This is a genomic window from Armatimonadota bacterium, assembly GCA_029907255.1.
Lineage (GTDB): Bacteria > Armatimonadota > UBA5829 > DTJY01 > DTJY01 > JAIMAU01.
The window spans coordinates 58,501-76,205 of the sequence record JARYMF010000012.1 but is presented as its reverse complement, the minus strand read 5'-3'; the positions used below and the strand labels follow the sequence as shown (position 1 = coordinate 76,205).

Sequence of the window (17,705 nt, the reverse complement as noted above, 5' to 3'; positions counted from 1 at the left end):
CAACACTCTCCACTGCGAACTCTTCATCTCGGGTGCAGGCTGGAAAGGTCGCATCAATGGCTCTTGTGTCATAGTATACCCCGCTGTTGAAACAGCTTCGTGTCTCGCAAAACGCCGTAGCCATGCGCTCGGATCGCAGAGACGACGACCGTACCAGCGTTGTTTTAAGATCAGCGCAGCATGGGTAAGCCCAAAGAAGTACCCCAAAGTTTGCAACTATATTCCTACGTATCAAGTATTGGAGGTTAAGCGGCGTGCGCTCTCGAACCGAGATGTTGGAAGACAGTCAGTGGTTGTCCCATGATGCTCTCTTGCTTTCGCTCTCGGCCTTTTTCGCCGACTTAGGGTATCAAGGGGTCACAGCGCTATATCCACTGTTTTTAGTTTTGGAACTGCATAAATCCCCCCTTCTCTATGGTTTGATTTCTGGACTAGGGTTTGGAGTGGGTTCACTATTTGCCTTTGTGGGAGGGTGGCTGGGTGACCGACTGCCAAAGAAACCGATCATCATCATTGGCAACCTCGGGATCCTGCTCCTTGCGTTCAGTGGGCTTTCTTCGACAGCATGGATTAGCGGCCTGCTGTTTGTTGCTGGCTGGTGGTTCCGTTACTTGCGCACGCCCCCACGGCGGGCACTGCTTGCCCAGGTCACAGATCAAAGGTTTCGCACCAAAGTCTTTGGCTTTCTACATGCACTGGATATCGGCGGCGGCTTGATTTCGGTCATTGCGGCCATTACGCTGCTTATATTGCATGTTAGCGCCCGGCATATAATCATTTTCGCTGCTATTCCTCTTACAGTGTCTACGCTTGTGTTACTCCCGGTAGGTAAGAGTGTACTGTACCCCGTAGAATGGAAGCCTGAAGAGCTGGACACCGTAGATCAGACTAGAGTCAATAGAAGACAGCGAAGGATGTTCGTGGCAATCTTGGTTGCAGCCAGCCTGTATGGGTTCAGTTTCTATAACCTGGGCTTTCCGGTATTGAGCGCTGCTGTGATAAGCAGGACTTCTGTTGCCGGTGTGGCTGCCTACGGTCTCTACCTGGGGATTTCCGCCATATCTGGCTGGCTGCTGGGGCTAGCTAATATGAGGGGTTTACGTCCTCTTTGGCGATGGGGATTTCTGCCATCAGCCTTTGCTTCTCTCGCAATCTCGGTCAATGCATTTCTGCATGGTGGAGCATGGGCATTCTACCCTGCAGTTGCTATACTCGGACTTGGCATGGGTGCTGTGGAGACCTATGAGCCTGCTCTGGCAGCTTCCCTGCGCACAACGGGCAATGTCTCATCTGGAATGGGATGGCTCAGTGTTGCACGCAGCATTGGTCAGTTCGGCGCGAACTTCATCATGGGCACGCTATTTGCCATAGGCGAAGCATATGGGTACCTCTTTGCCGCAGGCACTGCGTTGCTTGCAGCGATGATACTGGTCGTTACAGAGCATGGTTATAACACTCAGAAGGCCATCTGAGCAAGGTCGCCTGCGTCTGGAAAAGGAGAACTACCGGAACAAACAGTCTTGGTGGATAGGAGAGCGCAGATCTCACGCAGAACTGACATTTCCGCGAGTGCTGTGTTCGGAAATCAAGAAGGGAGACACCGATGGCTACAGGAGCAAATGGAAATGAGTCCGTGAGAGACAGTGGTATCAGGCTAAGCTGGAGGGAGCAACTTTATGAGGTATCGGTCTTCCTGCTACTCATTGTGCCCTCGATGGTGATCTCTCTCTTCGCCGTAATGCGGGGGCATTTGAGTTTTCCAATCGTGGCAGTCTCTACCATGATCCGCGATCTCGCCTTCGTTGCGCTAATCCTTTTCTTCGTCTGGCGCAATGGGGAACCACTGGAGAGAATCGGCTGGTCCTTCAGGCATAGATGGCGAGATATCATATTGGGGATCGTGCTCTTCATCCCCTTCATGTACATATCTGATGCTTTCGAACGAGTGTTCCAGGCTATAGGACTATCCGCACCTTCGACACCAACTCCCAGCTTCCTGCACGCAAGGGGATCGATGGAATTTGCGCTGGCCACCGTGCTGGTAGTCGTAGTGGCCCTGTCGGAAGAAACGATATTCCGAGGCTACCTCATACAGCGATTTGCGGCAGTCACACATAGCACCACTGCAGCGGTGTTTCTCTCGGCGTTCATCTTCTCGCTTGGACACGGTTACGAGGGATCAGTCGGGGTAGCCACGGTAGGCGTGATGGGTGTGCTGCTCGCCCTGGTCTACATCTGGAGGCGAAGCCTGGTCGCTCCCATTGTGATACACTTTCTGCAGGATTTCCTTGGGATCGTGCTCCTGCCCTTGCTAGGTATGAGATGAAGTGATGTTGCACGCGCATACTGGCGCTGATCAGTCAGGGTCTTTGCTGCAACATGATATTGCCAATACCCCGTTGGCGGGTCCTCAAATGAGGAGATTAAGCAGAGACCTGAGATGGCCTATTGCCAATCCGACACAGGTGTCGCCAGCCCCATAATACACCCAAAGCTCATCTCTGCGAACTATGGCCCCGCATTTGAACACAACCTCAGGCATTAGTCTTCGCTGCTCATAGTCAGCCTTCTCAGCAAAGATCCAATGCTTTGATCTGCCGATAACCTTTGTCGGATCATCACAAACCGACAGCGCCACTCCTAGCCGGTATATCGAGCGGCTTCCCATTGCCTTGTTATCATGGTAAATCAGCAGCCATCCTTCTTCCGTCGCTATCGGTGGACAACCCACACCTATTCGCTGGCTATCCCAGTATGCCCCATCCCCCCGCTTCATCAGTAAGCCCCGGCGAACTCCAGCGATCCAGGTAATCTCGGGAAGAAGCATACCAGATATCTTCCTGCCCACCTATGTCCGGCCTGTGCAGCATAAACAGTTTCCCACCGAACCTCGGTGGCAACCCACTAGCGTCTTCGTTTGTTGGTGTGAACACCGGTCCCAACCGCTTGACGCTTTGCAGATAGGATGTCGTAACCAGCGCGGCAGCAGGCCCATAGCTCCCAGCATCACCGGTCGCCCCTGCTTGAAGCTATACACGTATTGAGGTCTTCCATGCAAGGCTGCTCGGACAAAGGAGTAGATACTCCAGCTCCTCCACGAGAAAGACAGGCTTGGCTTGTCACTAATGAAACTCACGCGTCCTTTTGAATCCACCAACACCAGCTAAGTCCGCGGCGAGGGCCGAGCACGCAGGACCGTCAGCAGCGTGTGTTCGTTTACGGCTGCTATCACGACACCACGGAACTTGTTGTTCTGATCCCCTATCGCCGTGGCTGTCACAAATCCCACCTCACATTCACCTCTCGTCATAAGCACGTCGCTTACTCTCGATACTTCACCATCCAGGAGTTGCCTGAAGTAGTTCCTGTCAGATACACTGACTCCAACGGCTGCGGGTAAGGAAGCCTCCGCAATAGTACCCAACGTATCGGCAAATGCAATCCACCGTAGTGTTGGTATTGAGTCGAGCGCCAATGAGATGTACACTTGCTTTGCTTTAGAACTGATCCAGTGCACTGTAACCAGCGACTGCCCGATTGCCCGCTCTACAGCAACGACCCTAGCTAAAAATACATCGGTATCACCTGCGAATGATGATGATGATGCTACCTGTCCCTGCTAGAAAAGTACTCCTGCTTGATCACGTATGCACTGCCTGTAGTGGAAATACACTTCACTTGCCATGAGAGGGTGAGCAGCACGACAATGATATTATGAGCATGACTCTGAAACCCATGCACATACTTCAAGCAGGAAACTACAGATGATACTTGCTTGCTCTTTATCCAGAAAACGCAGTTCGCCTCGCGCTCTGAAGTTGCCAGTCTGGCAATCGAGAACGCTTTGGTGGGGATGAATCGTGGTATAAATACTCGTGGCCGAAATTGCGCGTCCGAATGACCGGAAGATGTCTGTTCCCTATCAAAGTACCTGCGGAGTCCCTAATGAGTCATGCAAGTACAGATTCATGGCACAGTCTCAACGCAAGCGAAGTGATGAGCCGTCTCGGCACACGACTTGATGGTCTCACAACAGACGAAGTCACCGACAGACTATCCAGATTCGGACGCAACCAAATCGAGCGTCGAAAGCCGGTTTCACCACTACGATTACTATTTAGCCAGTTTACCAATCCTTTCATCCTCGTACTCCTCTTCGCCGCAGCACTGGCTTATGGCGTAAGCTTCATGCCAGGACAGGGTGGCCGGCGCCTTACCGCTTATTTCATCCTCGGCATAGTCCTACTCAGCGTTATCCTGAACTTCTATGAGGAGTACCGTGCACAGAAGGAGATGGAGGCGCTTAACAAGTTGCTAGCATTCAGAGCCAGTGTGATTCGCGAGGGGACCAAGCAGCAGATTGATTCCTCTGAGGTCGTTCCCGGCGATATCCTGGTACTCTCTCAGGGACAGAGAGTGCCAGCCGATGCCCGCATTATCGAAACTCACAGTCTGCGTACTGATGAATCAACGCTTACCGGTGAGAGCGTCGGTGTGGACAAGTCGCCAGAACCTGTGTCTCCGGACACGCCCTTGGCAGAACAGACGTGCATGGCATTTGCCTCGACCTTTGTGACACACGGCACAGGGTTGGCAGTGGCCGTGCGCACTGGGATGTCTACAGAGGTTGGCCGGATTGCCGGAACACTGCAGCAGATGAAAGAGCGTCCGACTCCGTTTCAGATAGAGGTCCGCAAGATGGCATGGCAGATGACGGTAATCGTCGGCATTCTAGCGGCGATAATCGGGGTAATCCTCTATTTCCTGCTTCATGAGTCGTTCGTGGATGTAGCTCTCAACACCTTGAGTCTCGCGGTTGCAACTATACCCGAGAGTCTCCCCATTGTACTGACGTTTGCCCTAGCTCTGGGAGCACATCAAATGGCTGTTCGTCATGCCGTGGTCCAGCGATTGGCTGTGGTGGAGTCGCTTGGTTCCGTGGACACCATCTGCACTGACAAGACGGGTACCCTTACAGAAAACAGGATGACTGTACAAAAGATGTTCGCGGATGGCAGTACGGGTGAAATCCCAGTGACCTATGACAGTGGGTCACCCTTTGGAAGACTGCTTCTCGCCGGGGTGCTCTGCAACGACGCCATAGTTGAAGACGGACCGTCTGCCAAGTTTGTCGGCGATCCAGTGGATGTGGCTCTTCTGAACGCTGCACGGCAAGCACACATGGATATTGAGCGCGAACGGAATGAATACCCCAGGGTAAGCGAAATACCGTTCAGTTCTGAGCGGAAAATGATGACGACGATCCACAAATATGACGACAAATTTGTATCCTACACGAAAGGTGCCGCTGAGGCGGTGCTCTCCAAATGTACAGCAAGTTGGTTTGACGGACGTCAGATAGCGTTTGGTGATGACCAGAGAGCGGCCGTCGAGCGAGTACTTGGGCAGTGGGAGGATGAGGGATTGTACGTTCTGGCGTTCTCCCGAAATGAGATACCATCCCCTGACGCTATTGATGCCGCTGAGCAGGGCATGACGTTCATCGGCCTGCAGGCTATGATGGATCCTCCGCGCCCCGAAGTGGCGGATGCCATCGCGACTACAAAGAAAGCGGGCATCCGTGTAGTGATGATCACCGGTGATAACGTGCGGACGGCTACCGCAGTTGCCGCTAAGCTGGGTCTGGGCCGGCGAGCCGTCGAGGCGCGGGAGCTGGAGAACCTGTCTCGCGACGAACTGCGTCAGCGCATGGAAGGCGTAGATATCGTGGCTCGCGCCACACCAGACATCAAGCAGCACGTACTCCAGGCGCTTCAGGACGCCGGTCACTTTGTGGCTATGACCGGCGATGGCGTGAACGACGCCACTGCCTTGAAACAATCCGATGTCGGTGTATCGATGGGCCTGCGCGGGACGGATATCGCCAAGGAGTCATCTTCCATGGTGCTGCTTGATGACAACTTCGCCACCATCGTTGCAGCGATTGAAGAGGGACGGCGCATCTTCGACAACATCCGCAAGTTTACGAATTACCTGCTGAGCACCAGTCTTGGTGAAGTGGTTGCGGTGCTGGCGCTCTCCATCACAGGGTATTTCCCGTTGTCGGCCCAAATGCTCCTATGGATTAACGTAGTCACGGATCTTATGCCTGCGAGTGCGCTGGCCGCAGATCCCTCAGTGCCACAGATTATGACACGTCGACCGCGCCGACACAATGAAGCCATTCTGAACAGAGCGATCAATGCCACCATCGTGGGTAGTGTGCTCCGCACGCTTATCGCGTATGTGTTGATTTTCTGGGCAGGTCTGCTACTTGGTGGAATAGTGTTCGCGCGCACCATGCTGTTCACGGGCATTGTATTGCACGCCTTCACGCGGATAATGGTAGTGAGGCAACTGGACAACCTGAGTCTATGGTCAAACAGGGCTCTGCTTTGGAGTTATGGAGGAGCAGTAGCGCTCCAGCTTGTGGCTCTATACACGCCGTTGCGCATAATATTCGGTGTCGTGCCGCTTGGCTGGCAGGCCTGGGTTATCATGGTCCCAGTGGTGGCGTTGTCATCGCTTGCTGGTGTATACATGACACGCTGGATACTGAGACTCATCCCGCTCTGGGAGCAGTAGCCGATGTGTATCACTCAGAAACCCCATGAAAGAGACTAACCTCTCGCTATCAAGAGTCCCACGTGTCGCGGAGAGATGCCGCCAGTGGTGTCTCCTCCTTATGTAACCCATCTCAATAGCTACTATTGTACCTTCGTGGTCGGTGGAAAGATATATCTTGTCTGTGGCGGATATCATGAGCTTATACCCATACCGCCGTTGAGTACCCTGGCTTCAGCGCCATATCAGGTATCGCAATTGTCCAGATATCTGGGCCATAATCGGTCACTTCGAAGAATAGCCCATCCGGCACCCCATGCAGGCTGGCGGCGTGCTTTACCGCCGGCCTGCCTATCTTTTAACTGGTCCAATCTCTAAATTATTGTAGAAGGTCTTTAAAGTCGATAAACCCACGGCTGCCAAGGTAATTAATGACCTTTTTTGATTCCTCCTCGGCGATAGGGTCCTGAAGCCCAGCTTGAAGTATCGCACGAATATCCTTGCGGCTTACGTAGATTTCCCACCCGTTCTGGTCTCCTTCAGCGATCATACGCACGACTTTAATGGACCTCGGCAGGGAAGCCTTCCCCATTTTCGCCAACGCTTTGAGCACATCATAACTGGGTTTGATCCTGTGGACTAGTTCCAGTGACTTGACGAGCTGATCTAAGGACCAATCCAGGTCAAACTTTTCAGAAACAAACCACCATCCGAAAGCCTCTATTTCCTTTTCAAATTGAGAAAGCCCACGTTCATCGGCTATCTTAAGGCGCCATTCCCAGAGTTGCTTGAGCCGACTAAGAATTTCCTCAGGGATTTTTTCTTTAGTTTGCTTCAATGCACTGCCGATAAACCTAAGTGCATGGGCTCTAATGTTATCAGGTGCCTTTTCCCAGAACGCCACGAAGATGTCGTCATCAAGCAAAAGTTTTCCGCGCCAATAGAATGCCATGAGATGCTCGGCTAGTTTCTCATCGGGGTCCGCCATCCATCGAGTGTTGCGCTCAATGCCAATCTTGTCCACTGCTTGCCTGTACTGCTGACGAAGAATATTCAGCACGTTGTCATATGGCTTGCAAAAAATGACGTAGGTGTTCCACGCTGCTTCAAAGAATGCTTCGGCATTCTGACTTCGAGGGAAGATTCTTTCCGCATTATCGCGCGCCCAGTTAGGGTCGAGAACGACAAGCCAGGGAAACCACTGACCGTAAACAGCGCGGACGGCAAGAGATGGCTCCTGATTCGTGTCGAGGTGCGCTTCCAGGGTCTCGACTACCTCAGGCATTTCTTTGAATCCCCTCAAAAGCCGCTCCTTCGAGTCTGGCTCCTTTTCCAGATGTCGCCGCACCCAAAGAGCATAAAGGATGACTGCATGTAACGCCTTACCTCGAATAGTGTTTAGCGAGAGAGTAGCGGGGTCCATGTAGGAGCCGTCGTAAGTATTGACGTGCTCTTCCGCTGAGACGGGGGATTTCATCAGCGCTTCCAAGATAGCCCACACCTTCTCTCGAAGTTCAATGGGAATGCTTCCTGGACGGTTCTCTAATCCAGCGTAGAGAAGATCGGCAATGGCTCCGCGTGTCCAGCCCCAATCGGGGTCAGCATCAAATACCCTGACCTGCCGACCAGGAATCTCAAGTGGTTGCGAGACAATCCATTTGCAAAGGTCCAAAATCTTCCTCCAGTTGAAAGTTTTGCCCTGCTCCAGAGCGCCCCGGAAGCCGTTCAGAACAGCGCGGATGTACGTTGGGTCCAGACCTTCAAATTGGTCAGCCAAATCGGCGAATCGGCCCGGGTCCTGTTGGACGACCGTAGCCAGCTCTCTGCCCAGCGCCTCTCTAGTCTGCCATAAAACATCCTCCTCGGGCACCCACTTCTTTAGGAATTCCACAATTTCATTTACCGACATCGCCTTGAGTTCTTGCTCGGTTTTCGGACTGGCCAACCCATAAAAACCGTCTTTTGTGTAAACCAGAAACTCAGGGTGGTCCGGCTCGCCGTATTTTTCAGCGAGATTCCGATACCGCTCTTGCCATTCCTTAGGCAGATTCTCCAATCCAATCCTCGCAAGCCAATCTAGCTGCCACCTCTCCTTATATTGCACAACCTCCTCGTCTGATGGTGTTGAGCCCGTCTGTTCCTCTAACCGCTGCTTGAGACGTTCCACATCTAGACCATTCTCAATCCAGGCTAGTATCTCAGCCTGATCTTCCTCCATCAGCTTTGAGAAACACGACCGCAAAAGGAGAGCATACTCATGCAGTACACCAATATCGTCGAAGTTTTTTCGATTAATCAATCGGGCCACTACCAACGGTTGCGCTTTGTCTGCAAAAACCCTGAGCAGATGCAATGCGATGCGCCGGAAGACCTTCCAGCGTTGACTTTCCAGAAAATTCACCACCTCTTCTACAGTTGCTTTCTCACAGCGCACAACATGCTCTGCGGCGTCGCGAACGGCAGAAACGAGCGCACCTTCGATGGTGTTAGTAGGGTTTTGGTAATGTTCCTCGATAGCAGGGCGCCAGGAGAACGCCGAGAAGTCCTCGGACGTCTCAATGTCGTCGCTAATCCAATAAGGCTTAATCGCTTTGTCCAACAGTCTGCATAGTAGTTCCAGCGCAGGCATCCCGGCCGCGCAAACAAGTTCAGGGTAGTTTTCCTTTAGAATCTTCTCGTAATACCACATGTCAAAGCGCACCCGCGGCTCCGGCCGGGTCTGCGCGCATTGTTTGTCCTGAATTACGTCAAACAGCACTTTCGCCACTTCCAAAGCCTCATCTGCTAGACCACCTCTCGCCCAATGAGCGATTACCTCGCCGATTTTTTCTGGCACCAGCCAGTCCGGCTGCTCCGCCCAGCGCTTCACCTTATTGACGAACGGCGCCGATAGCCGGGGCGGCATCGCAAGCATCGCGTCCAGGAGATTAGTTTGTACCCAAGCATTATCAGTATCATCCATTTGGGAAATAATCTCAGCCACAAGCTCCGGCTTGTGCTTGGCCATTCGCGCAAGATAGCGTGCCTCAGGCCACAGCGGGAAGCCAGTGATGCTGCCCTCCTCATCACGCTTGGCTTGCGGTGGATGCTTGAAAAATCCTTTTTCCCAAAGCGGCTGTAACCACTCAGGGTTTTCCAGACGGTCAAAGAAGTATTGCCGAGTCCGCAAATTATTTGGGATTTCCTGTATAACCTGTATAAGTCGTTTGATGTCACCGTCTGCTTGTTTTGTTTTAATTTCTAAAAGTTTATCCGGTGTTTTAGTCCAGTCAAAGAAGCGGTCGCGCAGAGCTGGAACTAAAACCCCAAGGAGAAGGTTGATCTTTTCCCAATGGTCATTTATTTCTTCTAAAGGCCTTGGTGCATCTAGCTCTTTCCGGTGTGCAAGTCCGTGGAGCTCCTCTACAAGCTTAAACCACGCCTGTCCCTCACGAGATCCCTCAGGGATTCCCAAGGAGGCGAGTATTCGCCTTATCTGGCTCTTTTTTGATTCTTTCTTTCTTTGCTTGGCTCCTTTGTTGTTCTTTCTTTTTGCTAAGGTCTTTGGCCTTACCGCTATTCGTAGGGAGATTTCACGCATTGCGCTCTCTAACTCGCGTAGAAGATGTGCCACCACGTGCACGTGGGTCTTTAGCAACCCAGGATTTTCCATAAGGAAGCAAGCATCATAGTAAAATGCAGCAGGTCCAGGTCCTACAATATCCTCTAATCCACTATAAATTTGCTGTTGATGTGGGTCTGAAAAAGGAAATCGCAATATTACCTCTTTTTCAAGCTTCATTATTTAATTCTCCCTCAAGACAAGATTACATAATATAATCTGTTTCAGCTGATCAATCTTCTCGCCTTCTTCAGCCGCTCCCGCGGCAAATCCACTACCGCTCGTAGCCTCCTGTGGTCTTGAAAGTGTCAGCTATAAAAAAATAAGTTTGAATTATATTTTAACAAACAACGCCTAAATTATCAAGCGGTCTATTGTTCGAGCACGTTGTTCTTCGGCAATTGCAAGGTGCTTGAAGGGTGGTCGTAGAGAGACAAAAGGAGCATATGCAGGGGAATTTAGGGGCTATCATATCTACAGGTTACTAGCAATGCACACAGCGCTCACATCAGTTTTGTTACCCAATCTCACACTAGAAAAGACGAAAACCCCGCCGGTTAGTCCAGCGGGGTTTTTGGGTGGAGAGAAACTTTGTCCGCAGTTGTCTGGTGGAGGCGCGGGGACTCGAACCCCGGTCCAAGGAACAGCCTACATAAGCTTCTACGAGCGTATCCTGCATTTTGTTCTCGCGCAGTTGACTCCTGCAGGCGGGATTCCCCTGCGCCAGCCCGATTTAATGTCCCCGCAGACTCCCCGGGCAAGGTTCCGCGGGTAATCCGGCATGTGTGACGCCCGAAACCGACCCTGCCGGCTTAGGCCGGGCGGACGCGCCGCCTAATTAGGCAGCGAGTGCGTAAGTGCTATTCGCGTTTGTTTTTTTGCCGCTTTTAACGAGGCCAACGGCTCCTCGGCTCGCAACTTATGCTGCTAGGTTCCCTGTCGACACCTATCGCCCCCACGCGTTAATTCGAGGAGGAACGGAAGTGCACTTTTAGAATACATTTGTATTATACCCCGTTTTTGATGCAAAGTCAATAAATTCCTTGCTCGCAAAATACCAAACCAGGTGCGCGAGATTGCATGATTAGCGCTTGACCCGACAAAGCCTGCTTTCAAAAATCGGCACTGCGCAATGCTTCCCCGCGGAATGCGAATTTAATGCCGTAAAAGGCAATAGCACTTAAAGCACAAGGACCGCTCTCGCCATAATGCCAATTAAAACTGCCGGTGAAAGTTCGCATATTCTCACCCAACCTACTCCGAATCTTGCAAATAAATAAGGGCAGGAAACATTTCCTGCCCTCGACTGTCAAGCGCGCTATCGAAGCCAGAATTGCTAGTCTATAGGCACAATCACAAGTCTACTGCGTTTCTCTGTAACGACAATCATCCTGATTTCATCGCCAGATTTCACACCCTTGACCGCGGCATTGAAGTCTGCCATCGTTCTTATAGGTTTATTGCCGACCTTTGTAATCAAATCGCCAGGCTGAAGCCCAGCCCTTGCCGCGCCGCTGTCAGGGCTGACCGAGGTTACTATCACACCCTTGGCATCTGGGCTTAAGTTGTACTTTTTAACAAGCGATGGAGTTACCGCCGCCACGCTGAATCCAAGCTCCGATTCCGCCTTCTCTTGCGAAGAAGCAATTGCCTCATCGCGCTCGCCAACCGTTACCTCCAGCGGTATTCGCTGCTTGTTTCGCACAACAACAACCTTGACGCGCTTCCCAGGCGGCGTGCTGGCAACAATCTCGCGAAGGCTTATCTCGTCCGTAATCTTTTTACCGTCAAACTCAACAATGACATCTTCAACCTGAATGCCCGCCGCATCTGCAGGAGTGCCAGCCTCAACCGAAGTTACCAATGCGCCTTCTTCAACTCCGTATCTCTTCTTATCATCCGGCGTTAGGTCGGCAGGCCCAATACCCAGATATCCGCGAACTACCTTGCCGTGTTCTATCAGCCTTTCCATTACAAACTTCGCGGTATTTGATGGAATCGCAAACCCAATGCCAACATTGCCAACACCTAAAGGAGACCGTATCAGCGTGTTTATGCCGATTACCTCGCCGTCCACGTTAACCAATGGGCCGCCGCTGTTTCCAGGGTTGATAGAGGCGTCGGTTTGGATTAAGTTCGGATAAAACCGACTTTCCTGGCCGTCACCTGCTATCTCCTGTCTGCCCACCGCGCTGACTACGCCTATGGTGATTGTCTGCTCAAGTCCAAATGGGCTTCCTACTGCGATTACCCAAGACCCAGGCTTTACTTTGGAGGAATCGCCGAGTCTGGCTGCGGGAAGGTTCTTAGCATCAATTTTAATAATTGCTAAATCGCTTTGAGGATCACGGGTGACTTTGCCTTCGAACTGCCTGCCATCTTTTAGGTGAACCTTAACTTTTTCTGCGCCGCCGACAACGTGGTCGTTAGTTAGGATGTAGCCGTCGCTTCGGACAATGACGCCCGAACCATAGCTTTCCATCCGCCGCTTCTCGGGAATCTCAGGCTTCGGTATCTCAAATGGGAGGTTTTTGAAGAATTCGTCATCGAACCAAGGGAACGTCTGTCGCGTAGAAACAGTTCGTATGCTTGTAATGCTAACCACCGAGGGAAGAATCTCATCGGCAATCGAGATGAATCCTTCCTGCATTTGCTTAAGTGCGGCACGTTGCGCTATCTTTGCCGTCTGCTGGTCAACTGCATAGGCGGTGTTTTGCCCACTAAAGTTCATCGCTAGCGATGCACCGAGAGCGATGCTGAGTGCAATCACGACCAATAAGCTAGCCGGCTTCGATAGGATATATTTCGACCCGTCCATCTATTCTCAACACCTCCATACGTTGACTGACATGCGCGCCGCCGCGTCATTTAGAAAGCGCGGCGGCAGGTTGATTTCTCACGTAATATTAGACGTATCTATCTTCAGATTGGTTTTAGCGCACTTTCGTGATAGCCGCTCTCAATAACTAAAGCTGACGGTCTTCACAGAGCTGGCCCCAGACGTATAAGTTGCAGTCAAAAGTGAGAGGGGGTCTCCTTCTACTTCATGGATTGGGAGAACGCGCTTGCCAACTGCCGTGGTCGGGATGGGGATGGTGGTCTTGCCTATATCGGAGTCTGCCATCGCCTGAGCTGAAAGGACGAATTCAGGCGATGATGTATATGGCGACATGGGGGCGCTGATGCGCATCATCAGCAATGCGGCTAGGATTGCCAGCCCTGCGGCGGCGAATCGCACTCGCGCCGGGAAAGGATGCAAATACCTTTTCAATAAGCCCACCCACCGCTCGTGCGTTGGCTGATAGAGTCGGTCAAGTTCACTGCATATTTTCGTTGCGAGGTCTGCCCGAGGGTACTTTGGTTGAAGCCTTCCATACATTCTCTTCAAGCTGAGCAAAGACTCATATTCGGCGGTGCATTCTCGGCAGTCGGCAAGATGCTGTCTAATTGCGAGCATCTCATGACCGCTCAGCTCGCCGTCTACATATGCCGAAACCAGACTTTGAACCTTGTGGCAATTCATATATTTCCCTCCTCGAGACCTCAGTCGAGGTAAGCTTTAAGCTTGTTCCTCAGAAGTTTTCTACCCCGATGAAGTCGGGATCGAACAGTTCCAATCGAACAGCCCATAACTTCGCTTATCTCTTCATAAGAAAGACCCTCGATATCGGAAAGAATAACGGTGAGCCTGAAATCCTCAGGAATCTGGTTAAGAGCCTTTTGAAGTTCGGCATCCAGCTCGCTAGAAAGAGCCAGAGACTCCGGACCTTCCGCAGTGTCGGGTATCTCTAGCGCAGTTTCTCCTTCTTCCTGCCTCACAGGCTCATCGAGCGATCGGAACTGTGCTTTTGGGCGGCGACGCAGCCAGTCCACAAAGATATTGGACATAATACGATAGAGCCAATTATCAAATGGCATTTCGCGATTGTATCTTTCAAAAAACCGATATGCCTTAAGGAATGTGTCCTGCGTTAGGTCTTCCGCATCGGCATGATTTCCGGTCATTCGGTAGGCGATATTATATGCCTGCTTGTGGTATTTGTGCACAAGCTCGTCAAACGCCTTCCTATCTTCGGCGCGAAATGCCACAGCAGCTGCTTCGCTCAGCTCGACCATGTTTTCTCCTTCACCGTTCACTTATACGGTAATCGCCAGCAAAAGGTTCCTCGCCAATTGGCAAATGTAGCATTTTTATTATATCTAAAAATTGGCACAAACACAAGCAAAGTTTTATGCTTGGAGCATCAAGCGTATTAAAGCCAACCATGGAAATACGTCTGCAGTCAGCCGCTAGCGATTCTTGATTTCCCAACCCATTTCCTTAGGGGTTCTCAGCGTTACTCCGAACCAAAGCTCGTTCCCTGGCTTGAAAGCTTCGATAAGCTCGAAGTTTTCGAAAGCCACGCCGCCTGGTATGAGGGTATTCGTACCGTAATACATCGCTCTGCCGTTCACACGAACCCTGACTCCAGTTGTTTTCGATGAGCTAGGATACTTACGCCAGTATTGGGTGGCGGCCTTGCCGCCGTAATACCAGCCGCCAGCGGGTACTGGAACAGCAAGGTTGGTTTCGTTTGGAGTAATCGCCACTATCAGCGTACCGTCCTTTTCGCGCCTTATTCGCTCCTCTGGGAAATCATCTGTATACACAAAGTCACTGCCCTGGTAATCCTTCCAAATATCTCGACTATCCACAACCTCATCCTTCAGCCAAAGCAGTCGACATCTGGTGTAATTACCCATTGTTGCTGTGAGGATACATGACTCCATTTGTGCGCTGTCTTTGTGGGCGTAGACTTGAAAGCCGACTTCATTTGGGCGGTCTTCGCGAAAAATTACTTTCAAGTATGGATGCGCTCCATTTTCAAATTTCTCGACATGGAGATAAACCGATAAAGTCTCTATCCGCTTGCCACCCACTATTATGTGGCTAATTTCACCTTGTGGTGCTTCCCACGAGAGCTTTTCGGATGCATCTTGTGAGTCGGAGAACCACATCCGAAGGCCCTGCTGATTGTCCAATTTGCTTCGTTCAAGCTCTGAGAACCCACGTTTACCGCCTACAATGGGCTCGATGGCGATGAAATTGACTATCGAATGCTCGCCAGGGTTAACATACGGCACATGGATTCGGATTAATCCCCTTGGACCATTATGGATAGGATGAATACTTATTCGGAGGCCATCCTTATGTCCGATAATTGGTTCAGCTGGGCATTCCTTTGACGGCCTAAGCCAAAACCCGTCCTCGACCGGTTTTGCAAGTTTTCTCGGCGCAGACCCATCCACCTGCGCTATTGTTCCGGCAAAAAGCATAAGCATTGCAACAAAAATGACAAAATTGCAAGATAACATTGGCACACCTTCAAAGTACTTTTTATCTAAGTTTCTGAATAAAACCAATACACACTTTGTTAGATTATAGCAAACTTCGCCGAGAACCCGCATGATAGGACACTAAGCCCAAACTTGCTTTGGCACTGTTATTCGTTTCACTAAATACCTTATGCATCTTTACAATCTCTACAATTCTCCATATCATACTCCTTGACCATGGACATACCACCAACAAATCGGCCGAATCGAGGAGTAACTAAAAGGTCAATCGCTCTTGCGCTTGTTCTCGCCGCCATCAACGACTACTGGGTGGTACAACTCGAGGCGGTACGCACTTCATACCCCACCTACGCGGCACCGTTCTACAACTGCATCTTCACTCTCCTAGTACTTACTGTTGTCAATATGCTAATCAAGCGCCGGTGGCACAACATCGCCCTATCACGAATGGAACTGCTTACAATCTATATAGTAATTTCCATTACAAGCGGCGTTTGTTCGCACTGCATGATGTCAATCCTCGTTTCAGCCATGGGATATGCATCATTTTTCCAAACGCCTGAGAATAAGTGGGGCGAACTGATAGTGCCTCGACTCCCAAAATGGCTTTTTGTAAACGACCAGGAAAGCCTAAGAAATTTTTATTACGGCAACTCCTCGCTTTATGACCCAACTAATTTTGTTCCATGGTTGGTGCCCATATTTTGGTGGTCAATTTTTACAGCGGTTCTTATCTTCACCATGCTTTGCATTAACTGCATCCTTCGGAAGCAATGGGTCGAGGCAGAGAAGCTCACTTTTCCAATCATTCAGCTTCCATTGGAGATGACCGACGAGTCCTACTCCCTTTTTAAAAGCAAGCATATGTGGATTGGATTTGCTTTCTCAGGTACGCTAACCCTCCTCGCGGGCTTGAACTATCTCTATCCATCCGTTCCACACATAAGAATAACACGCGTAGACATCGGCAAGTATATTACCGACCCTCCATGGAATGCGATGGGTTATATCCCAATGGGCTTCTACTTCTGGGCTATCGGGCTGGCGTTTCTTATGCCGCTTGAGCTCTCATTTTCCTGCTGGTTCTTCTATTGGATTGGCAAGCTCGAACTAGTCGGAAGTCGAGTCATCGGCTTACATGAGCTGAGAGTGGCGGCAGGTGGTTTGGACCAAGCATATCCCTTTCTAAACAGCCAGGCATATGGGGCTTACTTAGGCTTTCTCATCATGAGCATGTGGGCTAGCCGAAGCTATCTGAGAAGTGTATTCCGCACTGCTTTTCGAGGCACGAAAGAGATTGATGAGTCCAATGAGGCAATTAGTTATAGAACAGCAATACTGGGGGCAATTAGCGGCTTTGTCTTTCTGGGAATCTTTGCCTATTTTACGGGGATGGCCGCATGGGCGATTGTAATCTTCTTCTTACTCTATTTCGTTTTCTGCATAATCATCAGCCGCATAAGGTCAGAACTGGGGTTTCCTGTACCTGATATGAATCCAATGGGACCCCATTATGTACTTACAACTGCTTTGGGAACGGAGAATATACCAACGCAAACGCTCGTCGGATTCTCTACGTTCTCCTGGTTCAACATAAGCTATGCCAGCCATCCTGCACCGCATCAAGCCGAGGCATTTAAGCTATCTGAGCGCACAAATACAGCAGCCCGCAGTATATTCTACGCTATAGTCATCGCAGGTATAGTTGCAATGCCGCTGGGATTTTGGCAGCTCCTTCATACTATATTTCGCAATGGTGGAGCTACGGCAAACATGGATATTTATGTCTTGGAGCACGGCCGCTATGTCTTTGGACCACTTGAGCGCTGGCTAAAACAACCTACCCCGCCAAACAAGGTCGCTATGGCTTTCGTTGGGGTAGGATTCATCGTCTCAATGTGCCTTGGATGGCTGAGGATGCGGTTTTTGGCGTTCCCTTTACATCCGCTTGCTTATGCCCTTGCACCGAGTTGGGGAGTCGCACAGCTCTGGATGCCGCTTCTAATCGGAAGTACAGCCAAATTTATTACATTGAAATTCGGCGGACTAAAGATGTATCGAAAGGCGCTCCCATTCTTCTTTGGCTTAATACTAGGCGAGATTACTATCGGCAGCCTGTGGACCATTTTAGGCATAATGCTCGGGATTCCAACCTATGATTTTTGGCCAGGGAAATATAGATAGACGCATCTAACCCATAATT

The 17,705-nt window shown here is 50.8% G+C and carries 10 protein-coding genes and 1 other RNA gene; 4 read left to right on the top strand and 7 right to left on the bottom strand.

The annotated features are described in order from the left end of the window. The first annotated feature begins 272 nt into the window (after positions 1 to 272). Complete coding sequence (locus tag QHH26_11245; protein MDH7482529.1) at positions 273 to 1,472, top strand: MFS transporter; 1,200 nt, start codon at positions 273 to 275, stop codon at positions 1,470 to 1,472. 131 nt (positions 1,473 to 1,603) lie between these two features. Then, positions 1,604 to 2,326 (top strand): type II CAAX endopeptidase family protein, encoded by a 723-nt coding sequence (locus QHH26_11240; protein MDH7482528.1) that lies wholly within the window; start codon positions 1,604 to 1,606, stop codon positions 2,324 to 2,326. Positions 2,327 to 2,410: 84 nt separating this feature from the next. Here the strand turns inward: QHH26_11240 and QHH26_11235 are convergent, their stop codons facing one another. After that, the gene (locus QHH26_11235) at positions 2,411 to 2,848 is read right to left on the bottom strand and encodes a hypothetical protein (GenBank protein ID MDH7482527.1); all 438 of its coding nucleotides are present in this window, start codon (positions 2,846 to 2,848) and stop codon (positions 2,411 to 2,413) included. Between the two features lie 1,097 nt (positions 2,849 to 3,945). On the opposite strand from QHH26_11235, the gene QHH26_11230 reads away from it, so the two are divergent. Then, the gene (locus QHH26_11230; GenBank protein MDH7482526.1) at positions 3,946 to 6,585 is read left to right on the top strand and encodes a cation-transporting P-type ATPase; all 2,640 of its coding nucleotides are present in this window, start codon (positions 3,946 to 3,948) and stop codon (positions 6,583 to 6,585) included. 358 nt (positions 6,586 to 6,943) lie between these two features. Here the strand turns inward: QHH26_11230 and QHH26_11225 are convergent, their stop codons facing one another. The 6 genes from QHH26_11225 to QHH26_11200 form a co-directional block, all read right to left on the bottom strand. After that, positions 6,944 to 10,345, bottom strand: a complete 3,402-nt coding sequence (locus tag QHH26_11225; protein ID MDH7482525.1) for a hypothetical protein — start codon at positions 10,343 to 10,345, stop codon at positions 6,944 to 6,946. Positions 10,346 to 10,771: 426 nt separating this feature from the next. After that, positions 10,772 to 11,122, bottom strand: a transfer-messenger RNA (tmRNA) gene (gene ssrA / locus QHH26_11220). A 379-nt stretch (positions 11,123 to 11,501) separates the two neighbouring features. After that, complete coding sequence (locus QHH26_11215) at positions 11,502 to 12,983, bottom strand: Do family serine endopeptidase (protein ID MDH7482524.1); 1,482 nt, start codon at positions 12,981 to 12,983, stop codon at positions 11,502 to 11,504. 141 nt (positions 12,984 to 13,124) lie between these two features. Then, complete coding sequence (locus tag QHH26_11210) at positions 13,125 to 13,688, bottom strand: anti-sigma factor (GenBank protein MDH7482523.1); 564 nt, start codon at positions 13,686 to 13,688, stop codon at positions 13,125 to 13,127. Between the two features lie 20 nt (positions 13,689 to 13,708). Then, complete coding sequence (locus tag QHH26_11205; protein MDH7482522.1) at positions 13,709 to 14,302, bottom strand: sigma-70 family RNA polymerase sigma factor; 594 nt, start codon at positions 14,300 to 14,302, stop codon at positions 13,709 to 13,711. 153 nt (positions 14,303 to 14,455) lie between these two features. Further along, entirely contained in the window at positions 14,456 to 15,520 is a 1,065-nt protein-coding gene (locus QHH26_11200) for a hypothetical protein (protein MDH7482521.1), read from the bottom strand. Between the two features lie 198 nt (positions 15,521 to 15,718). Here QHH26_11200 and QHH26_11195 point away from each other — a divergent pair, with 198 nt between their 5' ends. Then, positions 15,719 to 17,686, top strand: coding sequence for a hypothetical protein (locus QHH26_11195; protein ID MDH7482520.1), 1,968 nt, complete (start codon positions 15,719 to 15,721; stop codon positions 17,684 to 17,686). The last annotated feature ends 19 nt before the right edge of the window (positions 17,687 to 17,705 follow it).